The sequence below is a fragment of the Paenibacillus sp. J22P59 genome (assembly GCF_059383895.1).
The window spans coordinates 198675-222430 of the sequence record NZ_JBXENX010000009.1 but is presented as its reverse complement, the minus strand read 5'-3'; the positions used below and the strand labels follow the sequence as shown (position 1 = coordinate 222430).

General features: G+C 48.7%; 22 protein-coding genes and 1 riboswitch. Of the genes, 18 read left to right on the top strand and 4 right to left on the bottom strand.

Annotation, left to right across the window (positions count from 1 at the left end):
* Positions 1-6: 6 nt before the first annotated feature.
* The 4 genes from AC50YO_RS17415 (at position 7) to AC50YO_RS17400 (ending at position 4782) form a co-directional block, all read left to right on the top strand.
* Positions 7-759, top strand: a complete 753-nt coding sequence (locus AC50YO_RS17415; protein ID WP_494849093.1) for an ABC transporter ATP-binding protein — start codon at positions 7-9, stop codon at positions 757-759.
* Positions 756-2012 (top strand): ABC transporter permease, encoded by a 1257-nt coding sequence (locus tag AC50YO_RS17410; RefSeq protein ID WP_494849091.1) that lies wholly within the window; start codon positions 756-758, stop codon positions 2010-2012. The genes AC50YO_RS17415 and AC50YO_RS17410 overlap by 4 nt, the downstream gene beginning before the upstream one ends.
* A 393-nt stretch (positions 2013-2405) precedes the next feature.
* Positions 2406-3764 carry a cytochrome ubiquinol oxidase subunit I gene (locus AC50YO_RS17405; protein ID WP_494849089.1) on the top strand — a complete coding sequence of 453 codons (1359 nt, stop codon included), beginning with the start codon at positions 2406-2408 and terminating at the stop codon, positions 3762-3764.
* A complete protein-coding gene (locus AC50YO_RS17400) occupies positions 3757-4782 on the top strand; it encodes a cytochrome d ubiquinol oxidase subunit II (RefSeq protein ID WP_494849088.1) in 1026 nt (341 codons plus the stop codon). Before AC50YO_RS17405 ends, AC50YO_RS17400 begins: the two co-directional genes overlap by 8 nt.
* Before the next feature lie 195 nt (positions 4783-4977).
* Here AC50YO_RS17400 and AC50YO_RS17395 read toward each other — a convergent pair whose 3' ends face one another.
* Entirely contained in the window at positions 4978-6276 is a 1299-nt protein-coding gene (locus AC50YO_RS17395) for an aminotransferase class I/II-fold pyridoxal phosphate-dependent enzyme (protein WP_494849259.1), read from the bottom strand.
* A gap of 255 nt (positions 6277-6531) precedes the next feature.
* Here AC50YO_RS17395 and AC50YO_RS17390 point away from each other — a divergent pair, with 255 nt between their 5' ends.
* Positions 6532-7323 carry a helix-turn-helix domain-containing protein gene (locus AC50YO_RS17390; RefSeq protein ID WP_494849086.1) on the top strand — a complete coding sequence of 264 codons (792 nt, stop codon included), beginning with the start codon at positions 6532-6534 and terminating at the stop codon, positions 7321-7323.
* 64 nt (positions 7324-7387) lie between these two features.
* Here AC50YO_RS17390 and AC50YO_RS17385 read toward each other — a convergent pair whose 3' ends face one another.
* Positions 7388-8008 carry a pyridoxamine 5'-phosphate oxidase family protein gene (locus AC50YO_RS17385; RefSeq protein ID WP_494849085.1) on the bottom strand — a complete coding sequence of 207 codons (621 nt, stop codon included), beginning with the start codon at positions 8006-8008 and terminating at the stop codon, positions 7388-7390.
* 123 nt (positions 8009-8131) lie between these two features.
* On the opposite strand from AC50YO_RS17385, the gene pdxR reads away from it, so the two are divergent.
* The 5 genes from pdxR to AC50YO_RS17360 all read left to right on the top strand — a co-directional run bounded on the left by pdxR (position 8132) and on the right by AC50YO_RS17360 (position 13065).
* Positions 8132-9598, top strand: coding sequence for a MocR-like pyridoxine biosynthesis transcription factor PdxR (gene pdxR / locus AC50YO_RS17380; RefSeq protein ID WP_494849083.1), 1467 nt, complete (start codon positions 8132-8134; stop codon positions 9596-9598).
* Between the two features lie 207 nt (positions 9599-9805).
* On the top strand, positions 9806-9994 hold the full coding sequence (locus tag AC50YO_RS17375) for a hypothetical protein (protein ID WP_494849081.1): 189 nt from the start codon (positions 9806-9808) through the stop codon (positions 9992-9994).
* Between the two features lie 138 nt (positions 9995-10132).
* A complete protein-coding gene (locus tag AC50YO_RS17370) occupies positions 10133-11032 on the top strand; it encodes a helix-turn-helix transcriptional regulator (RefSeq protein WP_494849257.1) in 900 nt (299 codons plus the stop codon).
* A gap of 77 nt (positions 11033-11109) precedes the next feature.
* Complete coding sequence (locus tag AC50YO_RS17365; RefSeq protein ID WP_494849079.1) at positions 11110-12078, top strand: hypothetical protein; 969 nt, start codon at positions 11110-11112, stop codon at positions 12076-12078.
* 18 nt (positions 12079-12096) lie between these two features.
* Positions 12097-13065 carry a hypothetical protein gene (locus AC50YO_RS17360; RefSeq protein WP_494849077.1) on the top strand — a complete coding sequence of 323 codons (969 nt, stop codon included), beginning with the start codon at positions 12097-12099 and terminating at the stop codon, positions 13063-13065.
* A gap of 68 nt (positions 13066-13133) precedes the next feature.
* Here the strand turns inward: AC50YO_RS17360 and asd are convergent, their stop codons facing one another.
* Both asd and AC50YO_RS17350 read right to left on the bottom strand, forming a co-directional pair.
* Positions 13134-13925: an archaetidylserine decarboxylase gene (gene asd / locus AC50YO_RS17355; RefSeq protein WP_494849075.1), complete on the bottom strand. Its 792-nt coding sequence runs from the start codon at positions 13923-13925 to the stop codon at positions 13134-13136.
* Between the two features lie 109 nt (positions 13926-14034).
* Positions 14035-14823 carry a TspO/MBR family protein gene (locus AC50YO_RS17350; RefSeq protein ID WP_494849072.1) on the bottom strand — a complete coding sequence of 263 codons (789 nt, stop codon included), beginning with the start codon at positions 14821-14823 and terminating at the stop codon, positions 14035-14037.
* A gap of 206 nt (positions 14824-15029) precedes the next feature.
* Between AC50YO_RS17350 and AC50YO_RS17345 the strand changes: the two genes are divergently transcribed.
* The 8 genes from AC50YO_RS17345 (at position 15030) to thiD (ending at position 23524) form a co-directional block, all read left to right on the top strand.
* Entirely contained in the window at positions 15030-15311 is a 282-nt protein-coding gene (locus tag AC50YO_RS17345; protein WP_494849070.1) for a hypothetical protein, read from the top strand.
* Positions 15312-15389: 78 nt separating this feature from the next.
* Positions 15390-16541: a glycosyltransferase family 4 protein gene (locus AC50YO_RS17340; RefSeq protein ID WP_494849068.1), complete on the top strand. Its 1152-nt coding sequence runs from the start codon at positions 15390-15392 to the stop codon at positions 16539-16541.
* Between the two features lie 55 nt (positions 16542-16596).
* Positions 16597-16701, top strand: a riboswitch (TPP riboswitch).
* A gap of 305 nt (positions 16702-17006) precedes the next feature.
* Complete coding sequence (gene thiC / locus AC50YO_RS17335) at positions 17007-18767, top strand: phosphomethylpyrimidine synthase ThiC (protein WP_494849066.1); 1761 nt, start codon at positions 17007-17009, stop codon at positions 18765-18767.
* Between the two features lie 13 nt (positions 18768-18780).
* Positions 18781-19893, top strand: coding sequence for a ThiF family adenylyltransferase (locus tag AC50YO_RS17330; RefSeq protein WP_494849064.1), 1113 nt, complete (start codon positions 18781-18783; stop codon positions 19891-19893).
* Positions 19890-20723 (top strand): thiamine phosphate synthase, encoded by an 834-nt coding sequence (gene thiE, locus AC50YO_RS17325; protein ID WP_494849062.1) that lies wholly within the window; start codon positions 19890-19892, stop codon positions 20721-20723. Before AC50YO_RS17330 ends, thiE begins: the two co-directional genes overlap by 4 nt.
* A gap of 7 nt (positions 20724-20730) precedes the next feature.
* Positions 20731-21540 carry a thiazole synthase gene (locus tag AC50YO_RS17320; protein ID WP_494849061.1) on the top strand — a complete coding sequence of 270 codons (810 nt, stop codon included), beginning with the start codon at positions 20731-20733 and terminating at the stop codon, positions 21538-21540.
* On the top strand, positions 21537-22685 hold the full coding sequence (gene thiO, locus AC50YO_RS17315; protein WP_494849058.1) for a glycine oxidase ThiO: 1149 nt from the start codon (positions 21537-21539) through the stop codon (positions 22683-22685). The genes AC50YO_RS17320 and thiO overlap by 4 nt, the downstream gene beginning before the upstream one ends.
* Complete coding sequence (thiD, locus tag AC50YO_RS17310) at positions 22682-23524, top strand: bifunctional hydroxymethylpyrimidine kinase/phosphomethylpyrimidine kinase (protein WP_494849056.1); 843 nt, start codon at positions 22682-22684, stop codon at positions 23522-23524. The genes thiO and thiD overlap by 4 nt, the downstream gene beginning before the upstream one ends.
* The last annotated feature ends 232 nt before the right edge of the window (positions 23525-23756 follow it).

Genomic DNA, 23756 nt, shown 5'->3' with positions numbered 1-23756 from the left:
GATTGAATGAGTGAACCTGTATTGCAGGTTACGGGATTATCGGGTGGGTATAGTCCGAAGCGCTCGGTTCTGCATGATGTCTCGTTCGAGGTTCGTGCAGGCGAGATGGTCGGCTTGATTGGCTTGAATGGAGCGGGCAAGAGTACGACAATCAAGCATATTCTTGGGCTAATGAAGCCGCAGCAAGGCGGTATTAAAGTGTCAGGCGTAACGCTTGCGGAGAATATGGAGCGCTATCGTTCCGCCTTCGCCTATGTCCCGGAGACACCGGTATTATTCGATGAGCTGACGGTCGAAGAGCATTTGCATCTTACAGGCATGGCCTATCAGGTAGGCGAGGAACAGTTCGAGCAACGCAAAAGCCATTTGTTGAAAGAGTTCCAAATGACACCGAAGCGAGGTGCCTTCGCTGCTCATTTATCCAAAGGAATGAAGCAAAAGGTTATGATTATGAACGCACTCCTATCAGAACCGCCGCTGTACATTATTGATGAGCCTTTTCTTGGATTGGATCCGCTCGGTATACGCTCTTTACTCGATCGGCTGGTTGAAGTGAAGAATAAAGGCTCAGCCATTCTTATGAGCTCTCATATATTAGCTACTGTAGAGACCTATTGTGATCGCTATATTGTGATGCATCATGGTCGAATTGTCGCACTCGGCACACTTGAGGAAGTATGCAGGACAGCTGGAGTCGAGTCGCGGGGAGGCGCACTTGAGGATGCCTTTTACAAGCTTGTAACGGGAGATAAGCAATGATGCTGGGGCCAGATCGTTATCTCGCTGGTGTATGGCTGAAGCGGGCTCGTGAATTTCGTAAGGAAACGCTGCCTTATTTGGGGTATATGGGCCAGAGCGGATTTACCTTGTTCTTAGGGCTTATCTTTATTTCATCGGGGCTTGGTTATTTCAAGCTTATTCGTAATCTGCCGGAAAACTTCCCTGTTACCTTGGTAGGGGTAGCCGTTATGCTGGCTGTTCTCTGCTGGTCACCACTGCGGACTTGGCTTATACCCGCGGATCTGGTATTCCACATGCCAAGGGAAGCGGAGATTGGTCAGTATATTCAGCGGTCTTTTCGCAGAAGTGTGATCTTTACTGCCTTATTATGTGCATTCCTGCTCCTGCTGTATTGGCCGATCTATAAGCAGGGACCCGGCATGGCTGGAGGTTGGATGCTAATTGTATTCGCAGCGACGCTGCGAATGGCGAACACTTGGGGAGCTTGGCGTGAGCGTCAATTGGCATGGGCGAATATGCGATTGCTGCTTCGTCTGCTTCGATGGATGGGTACGGCGCTTGCGTGGGGAGCAGCTCTGTCGCTGGTGCCTTGGAAGGCAGCAGTTCTCACGCTGTTAATTGTTCTTTTGTTCGCACTGCTCTATCGGCTGCCAAGTCGACATCTGTTCCCATGGGAGCGTTTAATTGAAGAAGAAGCGGGAACGCGCCGCCGATATTATTTGTTCTTTGGGTTGTTCATTGATGTTCCTACGATGCCTGCCCGTACGGCGTCTAGATCCTATATGTCATGGCTGCTGCGGTTTATTCCTTATCAGCATCGAAATACATTCGTGTACTTGTATGCAGCTACGTTCATTCGAACGGAGCTCGGAGGGATTATCGTTCGGCTGACCCTATTAGGAGCCTTGATTGTGTACTGGTTTGCCGAAGCAAGCTGGCTTTCTGGCTGGGGCGCATTTGGGGCATATCTCGTATTTATACTTATTCTGTCTGCACAGCTTGGTGGGCTGCGTCATACTCACCGGTATTCGGTATGGCGGCATGTCTATCCGCTCCCCGATCAATTAAGGACGAGCAGCCTGATTATTGTTGACCGCTGGGCGCTCATATTGGTGACGATCGTGTTGTGGCTGCCAGCTGGCATTATGCTGTTGCTGCTGGGCTTCGTCTATCCAGCTATACTAGCTTTAATTGCAGCGATCCTTTATACGCTGCTTATTCGTCCAGGCAGGCTGCGCCGTAAGCTGGCAGCAGATGCTGAGGAAGAATAGGGAGTAAAAGAAGGAGTAGGAGTGGTAGCTAGCGGTTCGCAGTTCTTTAATATCGGAGATAGGGAGTGAATCCCGTGGTGAGGTGGAAGTAGCGTACCGTGGATCCAGACTTGAACATGAATAATAGTATTACTTGATTGGGGTTGCCTTCGGGCAGCCTCTTTTTTTGTTAGATGCAAGCAGGGCAGCCGATGAACAATAAATAAGATAATTAGGATTTCCTATACTTAGAAAAAATCCCCTCCCGATTATGCAATTATAAAACTAGACTAAATTTTCTCCTATCGTTATTGGAAAATAAAACCTTCTAATCGTGCATATTCGGAATCTGAATGGTTCATATTACCATAAGAGTTATTCTGCTGCATGTATGAGTTGAAAGGGAGTGTGGATTTGGAAACAGAAGTGTTGGCGCGTGCTTTATTCGGTTCATCCATGGCCTTTCATATTATTTTTGCAACTTTGGGCGTGGGGATTCCATTCATGGTTGTTTTTGCAGAAATATTATTTCAGGTCACCAAGCATCATCATTACTCTATACTTGCCAAAAGGTGGACCAGAGGCTTCGCGATCATACTGGGTGTAGCCATTCCATCCGGCACTCTCGTTGGTGTTATGCTTAATTTGCTGTTCCCCGGCTTTATGGAAATTGTCGGCAAGGTCATTGCTGTTCCTTTTCAGGTAGAAATATGGGCGTTTATGCTGGAAGCTTTATTTATGTCTATCTATGTGTATGCAGCCGACCGTTTGTCGCCGGCAATGCGTATTGTTAGTGTGTTTTTTGTCGCGTTGGGTGCCACGATGTCAGCTGTATTAATTACAGATGCCCATGCGTGGATGAATACACCTACCGGCTTCAAAATGGTCAACGGAGAAGTGACTGATGTCAATCCCGTCGCAGCTATATTCAGCCCAAGCCTGTTTAGTACGGCTACACATGTAGTGGCATCTGCTTATATGACTGGGGCGTTTATTATTATTTCGATTGCTGCTTATAAATTGCTGCAGCGGGACAAGCATAAAGAGGAGATCCAATATCACCACAAAAGTATGCTGTTGAGCCTGTTAGTAGGTGCAAGCATGTCTTTCGTGACGTCAATCACGGGACATGGAACCGCTCAAATGCTGCACAAATACCAGCCGGAAAAGCTTGCAGCGGCAGAAGGGCTGTTTCAGACGATGGATCATGCGCCATTAGTTGTATTTGGAGCGGTGAATGAACAGGCACAGGAAGTGATAGGAGGCATCCATATTCCATGGGCACTCAGCTTTCTGGCGGGAAATCGCTTCGATACGGTGGTGAGGGGGTTAAACGAATATCCGCGTGATCTATGGCCTCCGTTATATATCCATACTTTATTTAATGTTATGGTGGTTATCGGTGTCTTTTTAATAGCGCTGTCGTTTCTTGCCTTAGCGTTTCGGTTTGTGCTTCGCAGGCCTTATCCGCGTTGGCTGCTGATGATTATGGTAAGCTCGGGTGCTTTATCATTGATAGGTATTGAGACAGGCTGGATATTCAGCTGCTCTGGTCGTCAGCCTTGGACGATCTATCATATTCAGCTGACAGCCGAAGCGGCTACCAAGACTAGTAACCTCGGTTTCTTGTTCGTAATGTTCCTGAGCATTTATGCCGTACTGCTCGTGCTTACCATCCTGCTGCTAATCTTTTACTTTAAACGCCATCCCGTCACCAAGGAGCTAACAACTCCCTTACCTGAATCTCAGGAAGGAGTGGGCACGAATGGATGATTCAACCCTTGCGATTGTGCTAGTCTGGTTGATTGTGTTTATTTATTCGATTCTAGGCTCAATTGATTTTGGAGCGGGCTTCTGGGGAATGGTATACGGTCGCAATGAAGCGACGAATGCAGGTGCTTTGGCTAACCGTTTTCTGTCTCCTACATGGGAGGTTACCAATACTTTTTTGGTATTAGTTGTCGTCGCTCTAGTTGGCTTCTTTCCCACAGCTATTGCTTTGCTGGGCACAGCCTTGCTGCTTCCCGTCAGCCTGGTGCTATTCTTGCTGTTGATCCGCAGCAGCTTTATGGTATATGCTTATTCATCCCAGAAGTACGGAAGGATGCTGCGCATTGTATCTGGAATTACAGGCTTATTAATTCCTGCTCTGCTTATTAGCATTCTTCCCATTACGCTTGGGGGCTTTATCGATATGGTCGATGGGGTTCCTTATCTGTATTTCGGAAGGCTGCTGGCCAATCCGACTGAATGGGCTCATCTGGGCTTCGGAATTTCAACGGAATTGTTTTTATCGGCTCTGTTTCTGGCTGACTATTCGAATGAGTCCAAGGATCTTTCGTCATATCGCCTTTATCGGAAGGCAGCTATATGGCTTGGCCCGTTCACACTCTTCTTTGCGGTAATTACAACTTATACGATGGTACCCAAGGCACAATGGATCGTCAGCGGCATCCTGCAGCAAGAACTGTGGTATTCGCTTTCGTTCCTAACCTTTATCGTCGGCTATAGCGCATTGTGGTGGAAAGTTGATCCGAATAGAGTGGGGATTCCAAGGCTGGCTTTTACGGCGATTATTATTCAATATGCCTTCGCAAGCATCGGATATGGCATTGCTCATATGCCTTATTTGATCTACCCTTATCTGACCATAGCCGAGGGCTTTACAAATAAGGCGACCTTCCACGCTCTATTGGTTTCTTATGTAATCGGCTTGATGATTCTAGGACCGGCTTTTTATTTTTTCTGGAAGCTCTTCCTAAAAGACAAGCGTTATTTGCGTAATGAGTAAGCCGTAAAAAAGAACTCTCACGCATGTATCAGGAGATGCTTATATTTCAAAAGTTGCTGGGAATGCGGCCAGCCGCTAAGGCTGCCGAGAAAGCTACGGCGGTCTTCTTTGCGTATAAATAATTTAAGGTGCAAAAAAAAAGCCCGACGTTTCCGAAAAAACGTGGGCTACTCTATAATTTGATTCCCTACTTCATTAGCGAGCAGACACTTCGTTGACTGCTTTATTAATAAGATCGAATAGTTCTTCGAGATTAGGCTCTTCGATACAAGAGAATGCAACGCGGAGATCAGTTTCTCCAAGGGCAATTGTACCGATGCCATATTCGTTAAGCAAATGGGTGCGAACCTCTTCAGCGGATACGCCCTCAAGCTTCAGGCACATGAAGTAGCCGGAGTTGAACGGGTAGTACTTCAATGTATCGCCATAACGGCCGCTGTCCAGAAGAGTCTTAACACGATTGGCGCGATTTTTCATGATTTCATATTTTTCTGCCTTTTGCGCTTCGAATTCAGGAGATTGCAGCGCATGCAGTACGAAGGTCTGGGATGGGTGTGGTCCGCTTGAAATGGTAGCGCGGATGATGCCCATTGTCTTTTGCTCCAATGCTGCTAGAACTTTGTCGGAGGCAGAAGCATAGGTGATGAAGCCAACACGGAAGCCCCATACATATTCTTCCTTCGTCGCACCGTCGACTTTAACAGCCAGTACGCGCGGGTGCAGATCAGCAAGCTTGCCGAATAGGGATTCATGCACGGAATCCTCGAAAAATAATCCGAAGTAAGCATCATCTGTAACGGCAACAACGTTAATGCCTGCTTCAGCAGCATCGCGGATTGCAGCAACGATCTCATCGCCTTCTTGTGGACCTGGCGTGTAGCCTGTTGGGTTGTTCGGGAAGTTCAGAATAACGATTGCTTTGCCTTTGCCTTGCTGAGCAAATAAGGCGTCACGAAGACCAGCGCTGTTGAAGCGGTTCTGATCATTATAAAGAGGGTACTCCACGATCTCTGCACCGCGGCGAATGCCGAAGGTCAGCTCGTAGTTTTCCCAGTTCTTGTTAGGGATGATTACAGCATCGCCGACATCGGCGAATAAATCCGATACGATACTGAGGCCGTGTGTCAAGGCATTCGTAACAACAGGGTTGCTGAAGCCTTTTCCTTCAATAGAAGGATTCTCCTTCACCATCTTGGCACGCCATGCGGAACGAAGCTCCGGCTTGCCGGCAGGCGGCGCATATTCATATATATCTTTGGGATTGTACGCAGTCAACGTATCTTGAATAATCTTCAAGTGCATCGGCTGACCATCTTCAATCGCAATTCCGATTGTAGCGTTAAATTTCTTTGCTTTTGCTTTCGCTTCTGCGGATTGGCTTAAGATACCTTCCTTAGGGAAATAAATAGCTTTGCCTAAAGAGGATAACATCGCATAGACATTAGGGCTTTCTGCCTCCAACGTCTCATTCAACTGCTTGGCAAGTGGGTTCATGGACTTCATTCCATCCTTCCGATAAATCAATCTTTATTTTGATCAGGAATAATGCTTGTCGGGTGCTATTATAACATTTTTTCATATATACAAACCATTATAACTGCAAATTTTTTCTGAATTCGCTTTAATGTGTCTCTATTGGTTGCAAGGGCGTTTCTGGCTGTTGTATGATGACTTATACTTACTTTTCATATTGAGATAGACACTGCTTAACTAAAGTTTGTCAGGCAAGAATTAAGGAGGATTTTTCAAATGCTGCATTTGTCACCGAATGCTTTCGTTATTTTGCCTCCTATCGCCAAGATTGTTTGTGAGCCCGGCTGGAAATGGGCAAGGCGTGAGAAGCCGATGGCGAACTATGATCTGTTTTATGTATGGAGCGGAGAAGGAGAAGTTGAAGTAAACGGCAATCATTATACAGTAGGCAAAGGGAGCTGTTTTTTGTTTCGCCCTGGTGATTATACGAGCGCAACACATAATCCGCAGAAGCCCTTGGTCCTGACTTATATTCACTTCGATATTGATAAGAATGAATCCGCAGAGAAAATACCAGAGAGATACCGGGAGCTGGAAGACCCGGTTGATTTCGAATATATGCTTGCGCGTTATGTACGTCTTTTTTTGGTGAAGACGTATGCGGCTGAGGAGGAGGCAAGGTTGGTTCTGAAGCAGCTGATGATTCATTTGCTGCGTGGGGATACCGAGGCTCCTGTAGAAAAGAAAGCAAGCAATCAGCTAACTGAGGCTATCCACGAGATTGCGAATTTTGTGCGCCAGCATCCGGGGGTCGCCCATCGAATTGAGGATCTTGCTATGCGCGCCCAGATTTCTCCACGTTACTTCTCTATGAAATTCAAAGAGATGATCGGTGTATCGGTACAGACCTATATGATTGAAGCAAGAATTGAGCGTGCCCAGCATTTGCTTATGCATGCAGGCATGAATGTGACGGAGGTGGCTGATGCGCTCGGCTACCGGGATATCTTTTTTTTCAGCAGACAATTCAAGCAATATACGGGCCGCAGCCCATCAGAAATACGTTAAGAGCCCGAGAGGTTCAGCCATTATTAATGGCCGAGCTATCAGGCTCTTTTTTTTTACGCAATTATTACTCAGAGTTATGGTGGGGACAATATTGGCGCATAAGCTGAACGGTCTCGGCATCATCTGGCTTACCGCGCCTGTCAAGCTGTTGTGCAACCTGAGTCATTTCTTCAGCAGACAGGTTCTGCCCAAATTTAAACTTTCCATTAATCTGATCAGGATCGATCCGCACGACAGCAACTCCCTTAACTCTCCCCCGGTAATCGGAATCGCCTGCATCAATCGGTTTGTGGCCGCCTTCAGGCTGCAGCTTCACCATCATCGCTTGCAGCGCCTCAGCCTTTTCTGCCAGATCTTCAACAGTGGATGCAGTACCTGTAATAAGGACAGATTTGAAATAGGCGGTTGCGGGACAGGCTAGCACAGGATCTCGGAAATAGGAGGGAATAATGGCATACTCTCTAGCGACGCAGAAAGATACAGAAGGTGACGAGGCTAAGCTGTTCATTTTTTCTCCCATTCGGCTTCCATGAAAATAAATAGCTCCGTTCAAGTAAACGTAGTTAAGCGGGGTAATGGAGGGGGTCCCATCCTCCCTTACGGTCGCCAAATAACCAAAGCTCATTTCCTGCAAAAATAGGCGGATATCTTCATCTTGCTCCATTTGAAATTCTTTTCTACGCATAGTTTGAACAACTCCTCTAAGCTATATCGTTAGCTTTACATTAATAGAATAATTGACAAGCGAAAAGGTCCACTTTATCGTATATTTATTAGACCAATTATGAGTGGAGAATAGGAGTAGAACATGGAGGATAGCTGTCAGGCCGCTTATGAACGCCACTATGCGGATATAGGAAAGAAAGCCGATGCCTTGTTCCTGGCTTTGCGAGAGATCATCTTGCTGGGGCTGCTTAAGGAGGGGGAGCGTCTTCCTTCAAGCCGAAGAATGGCTGCGCAGTACGCGATGTCGCGAGGCTCGATTAATCAGGCCTACGATATGCTCTATGCGGAAGGGTTCGTCAGAATGGAGAAGGGGAGCGGTACTTTCATTGCTTATCGTCAGCCTGATCTAGATGTAAAGTCGTCAGCTTCTGGTGCAGAGCTTCGATTGTCCGCGTGGGCGCAGCGTTTGCGTCCAATGCCAGATAGGGGAAATGTGCAAAAAACGAAGGACAGCATTGATTTTTCTCCGGGCCAATTTGCTGAGGAGTCATTCCCATGGGAGGAATGGAAGAGCATCATGTTCGGGGAAGTGCGCAGCTTGCTGGAGCGGCAGAACGAGGACCATACCGCGATTCAAGGGCATTGGCCGCTGAGGGATGCGATTAGCAAGGAGCTGCGCCGTGAGAGAGGAATTATTGCTCATGCAGATGATATCTTTATTACAAGCGGCTCGATGTATGCGTTAGCTATGCTGACGATGCTGCTTGTTGATCCTGGAGACCATGTAGTAGCGGAAAGCTGCAGCTATACAGGAATCAGACGAGCGATTGAGGCGGCTGGCGGCTATATGAAGCTGGGGAAGCTTGATGATAATGGCATTGTGCCGGAGGATTGGGAGGCAAAGCTATTGTTCGTGACGCCGACGAGGCAGTTTCCTACCGGGGTTCAATTATCGTCTATTCGCAGGAAGCAGCTGCTGGAATGGGCCTCGAGACGAGGTGCCGTCATTATTGAGGATGATTATGACAGTGAATTCCGGTGGGGAATCCGCCCCGCAGAGCCGCTCAAGGCATTGGATGTGGAAGGGAGGGTCGTCTACATTGGAACCTTCTCCAAAACGATGTATGCGGATTTGCGGCTGGGCTATGCTGTCGTGCCTGAATCGCTTAGGGAACCGATGCTGCGTGCAAAGCATTGGCTGGAGCCGCAGCCTAGCAGCCTGGCGGAGCAGCGCTCGCTTGCAGCATTCATGATGAGCGGACAATATGCCCGCCATTTGCGAAGGCAGCGCCGTCTATATGGCCGTCGGCTGCAGCGGTTCCAAGAAGAGGCTGCCCTTCATCTCACAGAGCTGTTTCGCTTCGCTCCCTCAGATGCGGGACTGCATCAGTTCGCTTATTGGCTAGGTGAGTCGGAGGATTACGAACGGTTGACACAGGCTTGTGGGCAAGCCGGCGTGTATTGGCGGGATGGCAATTCATATTGGCTGGAGCAGAATATGAATAAGCAATCCGCCTTGTTTTTTTTCGCGCATCTAAGCGAGCAGCATATTACAGAAGCGATTCGCTGCATTGCACAATGCTGGCAAGAAATAAACCAGCAGACTTGAGGGGAGTAACCTAGCTCCGTCTGCAGCAATAGCTCGGAAGCCCAGCTGGTACGACATTATATGTCGTACCAGCTGTTTTATAATGGGGGAGCAAGGAGGTGGACATCGTAAATCATTCAATTGCATTTGTGTCCGCCAGTCAGCTGCAACTATCAACAGGCAGCCATTTAAGTGTAGAGCAAAATAATGAAACGGGGTTTGGAATCAGTGGCTAAAACAAAAAGAGGACGTCCATTATGGCATTTGCCTTCAAGAGGGCGGGGAACCTGCCCAATCTGCAGCAGTACGAGAATAAAATTGCTTTATTCACGGACTAAAGCTGATGGTACAGCGTTTACTGTATGTAAAAGGTGCTTCAAAGCAGATCAAAGCAAAGTAGAAGCGATCTCTGGGTAAGCTAATCGCATTCGCCCGTTTCCCACATTAGGAAGCGGGTATTTTTTTGACGATTATTCCTTACAGTAACTTCTCAATGATAGTATGCTTATATAGGCATGATTTACCGATTGAAGGAGCTGCTTGGGATTGAGCAATATGCATCGGATTCACTGGTTTGATCAACAGATTAGAGAGGGAAGACATCCGAACAGCGGACATATAGCTACTCATTTCGAAATATCCCGGCGACAAGCCCAGCGTGATATCGAGTACATGGAAACCTCATTACGGGCTCCGCTATTATATATGGCCAAACAACGAGGCTACCGCTATGAAGACAAAACTTATGTTTTGCCTCAGCTGTACATGACTGAAGAAGAGAATAAGGTGCTCAAATATCTTGCGCATCGCTATCGGCAATACGATTACGAGAATGGTGAAGTCGTCCAAAGAATTTCCCATTTACTAGAGAGGTTCACAGATAAGGAAGAAGAGGAGCTGTATAATCGTCTGCCTACCTTCGATCTGAACCCGAAGAGGATCCAAATCCTTGAGCTTCTCTCCTATGGGATTAAGGAATCTTATAGGATTCAAGTTACTTATAGGGATATGGAGGGGGAAACCGAGCTCCTGATCTGTCCGTTGAAGCTGACCTCCCGCTATAATGCTGATTATATCATTGTCCATTGTGAGCAGCAGAATCAGCAGCGAACATTACGCTTGGACGGAATCAGGCATGCGAGTGTAACAGCTGAGCGTTTTATGCAAGAAATTGCTGAGGGGATGAAGGAATGGGAAGAGAACCCTCTGATTCGCAAGCCGTTTAGGGCAAAGGTGTGTCTAGACGTTCCAATACATAGCGATTCTTGGAATGGCTATCGAATCGTCTGCTGCGATGACCTTTTATACACTGTTGAATTTTATGATGCGGATTCCTTTCTGCACTATCTGGTAGGTGCGCAGTGGAAGGAGCTCGTATCCCCCGTGTGGTTGAAAAAGAAGCTGCAGCACAGGTGCGAGCAGATACTCTTGCGCCTGCAACAAAGATCAGAATAACAGCGAGGGATAGAGCATGCCTTTATTTCAGGAAGGAGGTGTTTATCATAGCTGGCGTTTATTTGCACAAACTGGTTATGAAGCGAGAATCGAAGTCTTTTATTGATAGCTTATATGCCGTATTAATTGCAGCAAATCTATTTGTCGGCCCTAAATATCGACTCTCTGGACTGACGGGGATGGCTTTTAAATGGACTGTCCATGAACGGCTTTTGCCAATGTCGGTCACTGCGTATGGACAATGGGGGGATGAACACAAGCCGGCCGTTAACAACCTTGGACTTTGGACCGTAATAGACGGAGGACGAACGAGGCATCCTAGCTTCCGTTACTATCAGCAAGATGCGGTGCATTGGATTAAACAAAGCCTGGATCGCGGAATTGGAGTCATCTGCTGGCTGCCGGAGTTCGGTGTTATTCATGGATATGACGACGAGGATCAGGTGTTTTATGTACAAGACGGCTGGTCAGATGAAGGGCAGGTCGTGCTATATGATAATTTGGGCATTAATTCAACGACCTTCTGGTATGTACAGGTCTTCGGAGAGACAGTCGAGATTGCAAGGGAGACCATGATTCTGGAATCTCTTCGTCTAGCGATAGATGACTGGGAGACGCCTTACAAAACATTGCCGAATAAAGATATCGCTTCAGGAAAATTAGCTTATTCTTTTCTTATTCGAGGTTTGCAAAAGGGGAATTATGATCAAAATGGTGCTGTTTATATATTAGATTCCTATCAGTATTCTCGGCTCGAGATTAGAGATTACTTGCAAGAAGCACAGGGGATTTGGAAGGAATTGGATAATGCGTATGTCCTTTATGAGCAGCTTGTACAGATTATCGGAGATGTATGCAGCTATATCATAGAGACAAAGGGAGCTAGAAGAATTGATCAGAATCAGCTAAGCAGAATTATTGAAGGACTGAGAACGGCAGAGGAACTGGAGGATCAGGCTATTGGGCAGTTCCAGCTCCTCTCGGCTCGTTATCCTGACCCCAAGCGCTCCACGGTTCCCAGATGGGGCTCTCATTCCCCACGATAAGGAGAGGAGGAGACCGAATTGAATGCTGTAGTATTGGAAGGCTTGCACATGTCCATTGCTTCCGAGTCCTATACGGATGCGATGCATGGCATATTATCCCATAGAGGCTGGGTCTCTTGTTCCAAGCCCATGCTTGCCGGCATGACGGTAAGCAGTTTCCGGTTCTCCGTCCATCGTCGGCTGCTGTCGGAATCTCCGACCGCCTACAACTGGATGGTTGAGCATTTTCTAGCGGCAGATTTCATTGGCATTACGGCCTCTCAATGTGCAGGGTATACCTTTGATCCTACCTTTCCTCTATATCAAAAACAGGCCATTGCCGAAATTAAGCAATCTATTGATCGCGAAACAGGGGTATTGATCTGGAAGGATGGCTTTGTCATTGTAACTGGCTATGATGACAAGCAAGGAGTGCTGTATTTGGCAGATGGTTTGTCTGAGAAGCATCGAACGCTGCACTATGCTGATTTTGGACGCAATCAGTCCCCGTATTGGTATTATCAGTGCTTCGAGGATCGTATCGTGCTGGATGAGTCGGAGGTATACAAAGAATCTCTTATTCAAGCTATTTATAAATGGGAGACGCATGATCTTATGCTGCCTGAACAGCAATATGCATGCGGCAGATCAGCTTACGATGCTATTATAGCGGCTCTGTATAGCGAGGATTATGAGATGGAAGGCTTACAGGAGATTAGCCGTTGTTATGCAGCGGCCAAAAAAGATATTGAGCTGTATGCCAGTACGTTGGAACGGCTATGGCCGCAGGTGGCTCCGGCAGCTTATTACTATGCTCAGGTCGCACAGAATTTTGAGCAGATAGCTGCGATAGTTGCGAATAGGGATACTTTCAAGAAGCATTCTGTCAGCGAACTGATTGCGCTATTCCAAGAAGCGAAGCAGATGGAGGAAGAGGCAATTCAGGCTTGTAAATTATTAATGCGTGAAACGATGAATAATCGGTTTCATGATATTGCGCTGAGATAGCAGTATGCGATATTGGAATAACAAACAGGCGCCGGTTGCGTACCGGCGCCTGTTTGTTGTCCATCCAACTATTTTTGTTCTACTAATGTACCGAGTCTCTCGCCTACCTTAACTTTTAGACCGGGCCCCAGATCACTGCGGGCAGAGAAGGTGTCATCCTCCATCAAGAGAACGACAGTTGAACCGAATTCAAAATAAGCCAGCTCATCGCCTTTATTGGAAGTATCACGGATGGGCTCAGCATAGCGAATGCTGCTGACATTCATGGCTCCAACCTTAATAACGGCAATCTCTCCTTGCGCATGCTGAATATAGGTAATTAGCCGTTCATTGCGGCTTAGCACACGGCGCATTCGCCGAAGCCCAAAGTCATTGACGGGATATACCTTCCCAAGCACATGCTCGCGTTCAACGATCCGGCCTTCTACCGGGGTATGTATACGATGGTAATCGGTCGGACTCAGATAGAGCACGATGTAATAGCCATCACGGTAATTGGCGATTCGCGGAGAGCGATTAAGCAGCTCCTCAATCGTGTAGTCCTGCCCCTTCACATTGAAGAGCATACCAGATTCAATGGGTCCTGCTCCCGTAATCAAGGCATCGACTGGACTAATCAGAGCGTCTTGATCCGTGTGGATGGCTCTTGTCCCTGGCTTCAAACGGCGAGTGAAAAATTCATTCAATGTACTATATTCATGCAAGGCCTTCTCCGCTTCTTCAACCTTTATCCCGTACATGCGGGCAAACCTTGGGATGAACAAGCGGCTCATTCTCGATTGCGCGAAGCGCCCAGTTAATCTGGAGATCCATTTGCGTGAGCTTAATTCCGTCATGGCACGAAGTAACCGATCTATCATGCTCGTACCGTCACGTCCTTTCCTGCATCAGATGTCAAAGTATCTCCGAACAGTGTGACACAACATGGTCTACAAATCAATAGAAAACAGCGACTTAGCGATTAGTCCATTAGGAGGAGAAGGTCGGTTTATAAGAATTGCCTTCCGTTCGCTTACGAACGACCAATAGAACTATGAACAGAAGAAGAATAATGGCGTAGATCAGTCCAGCATAATAGATCGTTAGGTGCGCCTGCTGCTCGATTGCGATTGCAGTAAATGCCCAGATGAATACAGCCACATAAGCGGGATCTTTATAGCGCCAGCCAACAATACCAGCGAGCAAGAAAGCAACGGTGAGCATAATAATGGTCCAGGTGATATCGGTTAATCCCCATCCATCCCAGTTCGCTGCATAGAGGGCAGAAGCGATATTCACAATAGTTGCCACACTAATCCAACCTAGATAGAGGCTGAAAGGCAGCTGTACGAGCCAGCGTTCGCGAGGCAAAGCTGTCCAAGTCCCTGTGTGTGTTGCTCTGGTGCGAATGTAGATGGTGAGGATGGAGATCAAGAGGGCAAGCATAATAAATACGCTGATGTAGATTCGCTCATTATGCCAGGCAACAAGCCAGAGGGCATTCAGCAGGCAGCTGATGAAGAAGAAGGGTCCAATCGCATTGATCTTGGAGCTTGTTTGTCCTGCTTTAGTAAAGGAGTAGAAAATAAATCCGATTAATAAAATATAGATTATGCTCCAGATGGAGAAAGCGTATCCAGCAGGCATGATAAGCACAGGATATTGTGCGGAGAGCTCCCCCGTTGTTTTGCCTCCCAGAGGAAGCCATTGTGCTAATCCATTAACGATAAGAACAAGAACGAGCCCTAGGGCATTCAAAATACGATAAAGTTGGTTCATCGCCGACACCTCTTTTTTTGAATTAGGTAAAAAAACAACACGGAGTAGGAATACGTGTTGTTTAAATATGTATTCCCCATGTCTTCATTGTATTAAACGCTGCTGTAAATTAAGCCAACGATTCGAAGCATGCGTAATTGGTTTAAGGAAGGGTGATTAGACCGATAATGACCGATAAGTAAAGATAAGTGAGGTGAAGCTTAGCAATGATGCTGATGATTGGTTTGGTACTGGCAGTTGGTTCTATTCTAGTTGGATGGATTGGCTATAAAAGCCCATTTGCATTGAAGCTGTTCGATGGCGCAGCGGCTATATCGCTATTTGTGGTCATCGTGATTATCGCCGCTACTACACTGCGGGTTCTTGCGGATGGGACGGTGTTCATGACGGAAATTCATGCTTTTTTGCTTAATCCTTTCTTTCTTGCGGGCAGTGCCTACTTATCCATTTATACGTTGTCGAGGGTTGGCTTGTCTTTATGGAAGTAGGCTAGTCCTGCCTATGTGGCAAGTCTGTATGTTGCAACGTATGCTAACTGCAAAAAGAGTAGGAGGCATACGCGCGAAGTGGCACCAACGAAAGTAGCGTTCGTTACGCCGGGATCATTCCCTATACCGTCCTCTAGAAGCAGCTCTGTCGAGAGAGTCGTAGAAAAATTCGTACCGCTTCTGCAACCGCATATCGAGCCTCGTATTTACGGAAGAGCAGTACGTCATTTGTCTCGGACGGGCTTGATCAACAATGTGGTATGCGAGCGTTATGATGCGAGAAGCAAATCAGCCTATGTCGCAGCTGTAGCGCGTGCCATTCGTCGATTTGATCCACAATACATTCAAGTGGAGAACCGTCCGCAATACGTTCTAACTCTGAAACGAAGCTGCCCATCTGCGAAAATATGGCTTAATCTCCATTCATCGACGTTTATAGCTCCCTCGTATATCTCCTTCGACAAGCTGCGGCGCAGTCTGAGAGCAGCGGATAAAATTATTGTAAATAGTGAGTTCTTGTTACGAACGGTAGCACGAAAAGTGCCGGAGATTGCTGACAAGCTGCGTGTCGTCTATCCCGGGGTCGATATTGAGAGATTTCCTTCGCGCTTTACATTGAGCGGCAGCTTGCTGAGAGAGGCGATCCGGGAACGTAAATGGGTGAGTGGACGCAAAGTAGTTATCTTCATCGGACGGTTGATTCCGCTCAAAGGCGTACATCATTTACTGCGGATCATGCCGAGGCTGGCTAAGAACTACCCAGACTTGCTGGTAGTCGTTGTGGGCAGTCCCTATTATGGCTCACATCGCTCAACCGCTTATTCCCGTAAGCTAATTAGGTTGGGCAATCAATGTAAGAGCAACGTATTGTTCGTTCCTTATGTTCCCTACACGGAAGTGCCAGATTGGTTCTCTGCTGCTGACATTGCCGTTGTGCCTTCAGGACAGAGAGAAGCGTTCGGGCTTGTGAATGTAGAGGCAATGGCAACCGGAATGCCAGTCATTGCAACCCGTGCAGGCGGGATGAAAGAGATTATCCGGGACGGGGTTACGGGCTATTTGATCGACCAGCAGCAATTGGCCTCTGAGCTTGCCGAGAAGCTCGATATTCTGCTAAGGGACGAGTCGCTAAGGGACGCTATGGGACGCGAAAGCCGTGCCAGAGTCGAGGCTATGTTTACCTGGGAGCATACGGCTGCGAGGTGGCTGGAGCTGCTTCGGGAGCGTTGACAGTTGGAAAAATTTAATTGACAAGGCGCTTTGCTAGAGGGTATAGTCGAACCAGGAAATCCACTAGGGGCGCCTTTATGGGCTGAGATAAAGCATCTGCTTTGGTCCCTTTGAACCTGATCTGGGTTATGCCAGCGTAGGAAAGTGGAATTGTGCCCCTTACTGTGAGCGTTACTCATTCCTAGACGTTAGGAATGGTCCGTTTGCATGGTCCGCACACTTCAACCGCCCCTTCGCCGGAGCGGTCTATTTGTTTATTGCCGCTGCCGGAGAAATACGAAGAAGCGATAAGGTCCCATTTGCCTTGTGATAACGAACGACGTTGTGCCTTAGCAGGACGACAACGCCGGTATCAATCTGGCAATGTAGGCTAAGCTGCTGTATTTCAGAAGAAGGCGAATCACTTTTATGAATGCAAGCATACCTCCTAGTGGGATTTTCATATTCCATGGGGAGGTTTTTTTTATGCCAATATTAACGACGCCATTGCCGGGAAGCCGGAAAGTATACGTAAGCGGCTCCAGAGAAGATATTCAAGTGCCAATGAGAGAAATTGCCCTTGAGGCAAGTACAGGGCGTAACGGCGAGGTTCAGCCAAATGAGCCAATCCGGGTCTATGATGCGAGCGGCCTTTATACCGATACCAACTTTCAAACGAATATAAGAGAAGGCTTGCCGCTGCTGCGCAAGAATTGGATTGAGGAGCGGGGCGATGTCGAGGTGTATGATGGGCGTACAGCACGCCCGGAGGATAATGGCTTCTCGACAGAGGAGAAGGTTATAGATAAGGGTGCAGAGCTATTCCCCATTACCCAGCGTCCGCTGCGCGCCAAGCTGGGTGCGAATGTTACTCAACTGCATTATGCCCGTCAAGGTATTGTGACGCCAGAGATGGAATATATCGCGATTCGTGAAGGAATGGAGCCTGAATTCATTCGCTCAGAGGTGGCTGCGGGACGTGCGATTATTCCAGCGAATATTAACCATTCGGAGAGCGAGCCGATGATTATCGGCCGTCATTTCCATGTGAAGATCAATGCGAATATCGGCAATTCGGCTGTCGCTTCCTCCATCGAGGAAGAAGTTGAGAAGATGACTTGGGCAACGCGCTGGGGCGCGGATACCATTATGGATTTGTCGACGGGGAAAAACATACATACTACGCGCGAATGGATCGTTCGCAATTCACCGGTTCCCGTCGGTACGGTGCCTATTTATCAGGCTTTGGAAAAGGTTAATGGGAAAGCCGAGGATTTGAGCTGGGAAGTATTCCGGGATACGCTGATTGAACAGGCAGAGCAAGGTGTTGATTACTTCACAATCCATGCAGGCGTGCTGCTGAGGTATATACCGCTGACTGCAAAGCGTGTAACAGGAATCGTCTCTCGCGGCGGGTCGATCATGGCGGCATGGTGCCTGGCGCATCATAGGGAAAACTTTCTGTATACGCATTTTGAAGAAATCTGTGAAATTATGAAGGCGTATGACGTCTCTTTCTCCCTTGGAGACGGACTGCGTCCGGGTTCAATTGCTGATGCGAATGATGCTGCTCAGTTCGCGGAGCTGGATACGCTGGGTGAACTGACGAAGATTGCTTGGAAGCATGATGTGCAGGTCATGATTGAGGGGCCAGGTCATGTCCCGATGCATTTGATCAAAGAAAATATGGATCGCCAGCTTGAAGTATGCGACGAAGCGCCCTTTTATACGCTTGGTCCTCTAACGACTGATATTGCTCCTGGCTATGACCATATTACCTCCGCAATCGGTGCGGCTATGATAGGCTGGTTCGGAACAGCGATGCTATGCTATGTAACGCCTAAAGAGCATCTTGGCTTGCCAAACAAAGAGGATGTCAAGGAAGGCGTAATCACCTACAAAATTGCCGCGCATGCGGCTGATTTGGCTAAGGGCCACCCTCGTGCCCGCCAGCGCGATGATGCTTTATCCAAGGCAAGATTTGAATTCCGCTGGCGCGATCAATTCCATCTGTCGCTTGATCCGGAGAGAGCGATGTCTTATCACGATGAGACTCTTCCGGCAGATGCCGCGAAGTCAGCCCACTTCTGCTCCATGTGCGGACCCAAATTTTGCAGTATGAGGATTACGCAGGATATTCGTGAGTATGCAGCGCAGAATGGGCTGGAAACGACGGAAGCGATTGAAGCAGGGATGAAGGAAAAAGCGGATGCCTTCAAAGCAGCCGGAAGCTCTATCTATGCTTGAGGAAGGGCCAATCATGACTAAGGATCGACTGAATGAGCGATACTCCAGGCAAATTCGGTTCGCTCCAATTCGCTACGAAGGGCAGCGCAAGCTCGGGGAAGCTTGCGTCGTCATTGTCGGGACTGGTGCGCTCGGCGCTTCTCTTGCACAGCATATGGTCCGCGCGGGGATAGGAGAGGTGCGACTAGCGGACCGTGATTTCGTAGAGCCGAGCAATTTGCAGCGGCAGGTGCTCTTCGATGAAGCGGATGCGTTGGAGGCTATGCCCAAAGCTGTCGCGGCCGCTAATAAGCTTCGGAGAATTAATAGTGAGGTGCAGGTGAAGCCTTACGTACTTGAGGTGAATCAGAAGACGGCTCCGTCCTTGCTTGCTGGCGCTGATCTAGTGCTCGATGGTACAGATAATACTGCTACTAGATTACTGCTGAGCGACCTATGCTACAGAGGCAGCATTCCTTTTGTATATGGCGGCATTGCAGGCGCACAAGGAATGACAGCGACGCTCGTGCCTGGTCGTACAGCCTGTCTTCGCTGCTTGATCGGAGGCATGGAGGAGGAGCAGGAGGGAGACACCTGTGATACGCTCGGTGTCATCTCACCTGCTGTGGAATTTATCGCTTCCCTGCAAGCGGTAGAAGCGCTGAAATGGCTGACGGGAAATCGCAGCAGCGTTCGCAGCACCTGGATTACGATGGATCTGTGGTCGTTCCGGCTCAAGGAATCAAGGCTGCCCGTCTGTCGGCCGGAATGCGCTTATTGTGGAAGCGGGAGCAGCGCTCATCCTATTGGAAGAGAGGAAGCCGCTCACTCCGAGAAGCTTAAGCAGGAGCATGATTATGAACAGGATCCTGAGTATATTCCTGCTTTGTTATGCGGCCGTGATATGGTACAGGTGACTATGCCAGAAGCGCTGGAATTATCCAGCTTGCAGGAGGAGCTCGGAGCAATGGGCTGCAAGGTAACGGCTAATCCATATTTGCTGCGTGCTGAGCTTCCGGAAGGATTAAGATTGGTTCTATTCCCCGACGGTCGTGTTCTGGTGCAAGGGACAGGAGACTTGCGGGTGGCCGTCCAGTTATGCAAGCAGTATGCGAGCAGCAGGCAGAGGGAGGAGCATAAAGTATGAGCAGGTTGAATTGGGATGCGATATCGCTGTATGTGATTACAGGGGACAATTATCATCCCGGCAGACCGATGTTGGAAGTAATGGAGCAGGCATTGCTTGGCGGTGCCCAAATCGTTCAGCTGAGGAACAAAACGGCTGATAAAAAACAGATAGTAGAGCAGGCCTACGCGCTGCGCGAGCTGACGAAGCGCTATAATGTACCGCTTATTATTAATGACTATGTGGATATTGCGCTGGAGGTTCAGGCAGACGGTGTTCATCTTGGGCAAGACGATATGTCCATTGAAGAGGCAAGGCAATTACTAGGGCCAAATCGAATCATTGGCATATCGACACATCATATCGAACAAGCGAGACATGCGGCTGCCTCAGGCGCTGATTATATTGGAGTAGGACCTGTCTATCCAACTGGCACGAAACCAGGGCGTACCGCGGTTACGACTAGTTATATAGCTGAAGTGGTACAGGAAATAACGATTCCATTCGTCGCTATAGGCGGCATTACGCTGGACAATGTTGGAGAGGTGCTCACGGCAGGAGCGAAGCGGATATGCGCGGTATCCGCTATTGTCGGCAGCGATGATCCGGCAGCCAGCTGTCGGGCCTTTTTGGCACGTATGCACAAAGTATCCCGTCCAATTATGCTTAATGGCAGAGTGAGGCTGACAGCTGCAGGTACGGTGGAGGAGCTCGTGATGGAGCTTGGTCAAGAGAAGAAGCGGCTCGTCATTGAATTAGATGGAGAGATCGTGGATCGTTCGAGATGGGCAAGCACAACGCTGCGGGAGGATGCGGCGATCGAGTTCGTCCATTTCGTAGGGGGAGGATGAATGGCGCATGAGCATAGGCATGAATGATCCATTAATGATAGGCGGCAAAAAATTGCATTCCCGTTTTTTTATTGGTACTGGTCGATTCCCAAGTCCGGCCGTTCTTCAACAGGCGCTTGCTGCATCAGGCTCAGAGGTGATCACGTTCGCCGTTCGCAGAGTTAATCTTGATAGTGTGGAGGACGATTCGGTGCTTCAGCATTTGGGGGATAGAGAGCAGATTTATTTGCCGAACACCTCAGGTGCCCGAACGGCGGAGGAAGCGGTGCGCATTGCTCGTCTTGCACGCGGAGCAGGGCTTGGCAATTGGATCAAAGTAGAGATCAGCGGCAATGAAAGGACGCTCTTGCCTGATCCGGTGGAAACGCTTCGTGCGACTGAGCTTCTTGTGAAGGAAGGTTACGTTGTCCTTCCTTATACTTCGGATGATCCTATATTGTGCAAAAGACTAGAGGAGGCTGGAGCAGCTGCTGTTATGCCTGGAGGCTCGCCAATTGGTACAGGGCTGGGCATTCTTAATCCTTATAATATGGGTCTGATTGTAGAAGAGGCGAGCGTACCGATCATCGTGGATGCTGGTATTGGCTCAGCGGCAGACGCTGCCCAAGCAATGGAGCTGGGAGCTTCGGGCGTATTAGCTAATACGCCAGTAGCCAAGGCCAAAAATCCGATTGCCATGGCACAGGCATTCCGTTTAGCCATCGAAGCAGGAAGATTGGCATGGCATGCAGGACGGATACCGAAGAAGCCTTATGCATCGGCAAGCAGTGATTGGGCAGGCTCGCTATTCTCTAGCGTCGGAGGCTTATACGAATGATGCAATCGGTTATCGTGCTTGGGGGTGGAATTATTGGACTCTCCTGTGCGTTCGAAGCCGCACGCAGAGGGATGCAGGTAACGCTTGTTGAGCTGGGAACCTTTGGGGGGCAAGCATCTGGGGCGGCAGCTGGAATGCTGGCTCCTTTCTCAGAAAATACGGAGCAGCCGGATGCTTTTTTTCGATTGAGCCATGCGAGCTTGCAGCTTTTCAAGAACTGGGCAGAAGAGGTGAAGGAATGCTCCGGCATAGACGCGGAGCTTGTACGAAGCGGCAGCCTCGGCATTGTGCTGCACGAAGCAGATCTATTGCCGCTTCACTCTCGCATGCTATGGCAGAATGAATGGGGAGCAAAGGCTGAGCTTGTTGAGGGAAAGGCATTGAGGGAGCTGGAGCCTGAGCTGGCATCGACGGCTGTTGCGGCTATTATGTCCCCGGTAGAGAGCCATATTTATGCGCCGAAGCTTGTTGAGGCTTTGGAGCTGGCATGCCGAAAGCTAGGGGTACGAATGATCGCGGAAGCAGGAGAGCTGATTGGAGTAACAGCTGCTGGAGCAGGCGGCGTCATCCATGTAGAGACCAAGCTTGCGGCGGAGCCTCTTTATGCGGATCAACTCATCATTTGTGCAGGGGCATGGAGTGGAGCTTTTGAGCGGCTGGTTGGCCTGCATATCCCTGTGCATCCCATTCGTGGACAAATATGCTCCTATAGGAATGCAGCTCCTCAGTTGAACCATATGGTTTTCTCGAGTCAAGCCTATTGGGTCGGAAAAAATAATGGAAGCCTTGTTTGCGGAGCCTCTGAGGATGTCGCAGGCTATGATACCAGTGTGACCGAGCGCGGCATTGCCCGATTGATTAAGAGCACGGAGCGGATGCTGCCATTCCTGAGCAGCAGAGTGCCAGAGCAGCGGTGGGCAGGGCTTCGTCCGGCAACTACCGATGGCTTGCCCTTGATCGGCTCAGTGCCCCATATGCCTTATATTGTTATGGCAACGGGTCATTATCGTAATGGAATTCTGCTTAGCCCAGTCACAGCGAAGCTGGCAGTGGATTTATTAGAGGATAAGCCGTCTATTCTGCCGCTCGCCCCCTTTGCGCCTGAACGATTCAGTGCGGGGTTTGCAAAGGGAGTACGACGATGAGCAGGCAGGGGCGTCGTCCGAGGGTACTGACGGTAGCGGGCTCCGATTCAGGCGGCGGGGCAGGAATTCAGGCTGATTTGAAGACATTCCAGGAGCTGGATGTATTCGGGATGAGTGTCATTACAGCAATCACCGCTCAGAACAGCTTGGGCATACAAGCGGTATATAAGCTTCCTGTTGAAGCAGTGGATGCGCAGCTTCAATCCGTATTGTCCGATATTGGAGTAGATGCGATTAAAACAGGGATGCTGCAAGAGGCAACAACGGTAGAGAAAGTAGCTCAGAAGCTTAGTGACTATTCTATTGTTAGGGTTGTAGTTGATCCAGTGATGAGCGCAAAGGATGGGACGGAGCTGTCACAGACAGAAGCTGCACTTGCTATGCAGAAGCTGCTATTTCCTCAAGCGATGATCATTACACCGAATGTCCCGGAAGCATGCGGGCTGCTTGGTTGGAGGGAGCAGCAGCTTATGACGCTCCAGGATATGCAGGAAGCTGCGCGTGAGCTGCTCTGCTTCGGTTCACAGTTCGTGCTGCTGAAGGGAGGCCATCTACAAGGTCACGACAGGGCCGAGTCCGTAGATATGCTAATTGGTGGCGACCTCGAAGAGCCGCTTATTCTTCGAGAATCGAGAATAGATACGATCCATACGCACGGAACAGGCTGCACAACGGCATCTGCTCTTGCTGCATTTATAGCTCGCGGATATTCTGCGGCCGATGCCGCAATAGCTGCCAAACGATATGTGAGCAGCGCCATCGCTGCTGCGATACCGTTAGGAAGCGGGATTGGATCATTGTGGCATGCGGCTCACCGGGAAGAAGGAAATGGAGGATAGCAGCGCATAAGAAGAAGCTAGAAACTATCAACTAGTGCTGAAAAACAGGATGGAGCAGGTTTAAGTCTGCTCTATCCTGTTTTTTTGTGTTCAATAAAGGAGTGAGTTAAGCTGATAATTCTCAGCTTCTGCAGTATTTTACTCAACTTACGACTTCCCAACTGCGAGCGCAACGGTAGTCTCACTTATCTGTGAGGCTATCCTCATCGAATCAAGCTGTTTAACTCTAGGC

Coding starts and splice junctions, on each gene's coding strand:
- AC50YO_RS17370 (WP_494849257.1), top strand. CDS start 10,133: ATGCATCGGATTCACTGGTTTGATCAACAGATTAGAGAGGGAAGACAT.
- thiC (WP_494849066.1), top strand. CDS start 17,007: ATGCCAATATTAACGACGCCATTGCCGGGAAGCCGGAAAGTATACGTA.
- AC50YO_RS17345 (WP_494849070.1), top strand. CDS start 15,030: ATGATGCTGATGATTGGTTTGGTACTGGCAGTTGGTTCTATTCTAGTT.
- asd (WP_494849075.1), bottom strand. CDS start 13,925: ATGATAGATCGGTTACTTCGTGCCATGACGGAATTAAGCTCACGCAAA.
- thiO (WP_494849058.1), top strand. CDS start 21,537: ATGATGCAATCGGTTATCGTGCTTGGGGGTGGAATTATTGGACTCTCC.
- AC50YO_RS17410 (WP_494849091.1), top strand. CDS start 756: ATGATGCTGGGGCCAGATCGTTATCTCGCTGGTGTATGGCTGAAGCGG.
- AC50YO_RS17365 (WP_494849079.1), top strand. CDS start 11,110: ATGAAGCGAGAATCGAAGTCTTTTATTGATAGCTTATATGCCGTATTA.
- thiE (WP_494849062.1), top strand. CDS start 19,890: ATGAGCAGGTTGAATTGGGATGCGATATCGCTGTATGTGATTACAGGG.
- AC50YO_RS17415 (WP_494849093.1), top strand. CDS start 7: ATGAGTGAACCTGTATTGCAGGTTACGGGATTATCGGGTGGGTATAGT.
- AC50YO_RS17385 (WP_494849085.1), bottom strand. CDS start 8,008: ATGCGTAGAAAAGAATTTCAAATGGAGCAAGATGAAGATATCCGCCTA.
- AC50YO_RS17395 (WP_494849259.1), bottom strand. CDS start 6,276: ATGAACCCACTTGCCAAGCAGTTGAATGAGACGTTGGAGGCAGAAAGC.
- AC50YO_RS17400 (WP_494849088.1), top strand. CDS start 3,757: ATGGATGATTCAACCCTTGCGATTGTGCTAGTCTGGTTGATTGTGTTT.
- AC50YO_RS17320 (WP_494849061.1), top strand. CDS start 20,731: ATGAGCATAGGCATGAATGATCCATTAATGATAGGCGGCAAAAAATTG.
- AC50YO_RS17330 (WP_494849064.1), top strand. CDS start 18,781: ATGACTAAGGATCGACTGAATGAGCGATACTCCAGGCAAATTCGGTTC.
- AC50YO_RS17350 (WP_494849072.1), bottom strand. CDS start 14,823: ATGAACCAACTTTATCGTATTTTGAATGCCCTAGGGCTCGTTCTTGTT.
- thiD (WP_494849056.1), top strand. CDS start 22,682: ATGAGCAGGCAGGGGCGTCGTCCGAGGGTACTGACGGTAGCGGGCTCC.
- pdxR (WP_494849083.1), top strand. CDS start 8,132: ATGGAGGATAGCTGTCAGGCCGCTTATGAACGCCACTATGCGGATATA.
- AC50YO_RS17390 (WP_494849086.1), top strand. CDS start 6,532: ATGCTGCATTTGTCACCGAATGCTTTCGTTATTTTGCCTCCTATCGCC.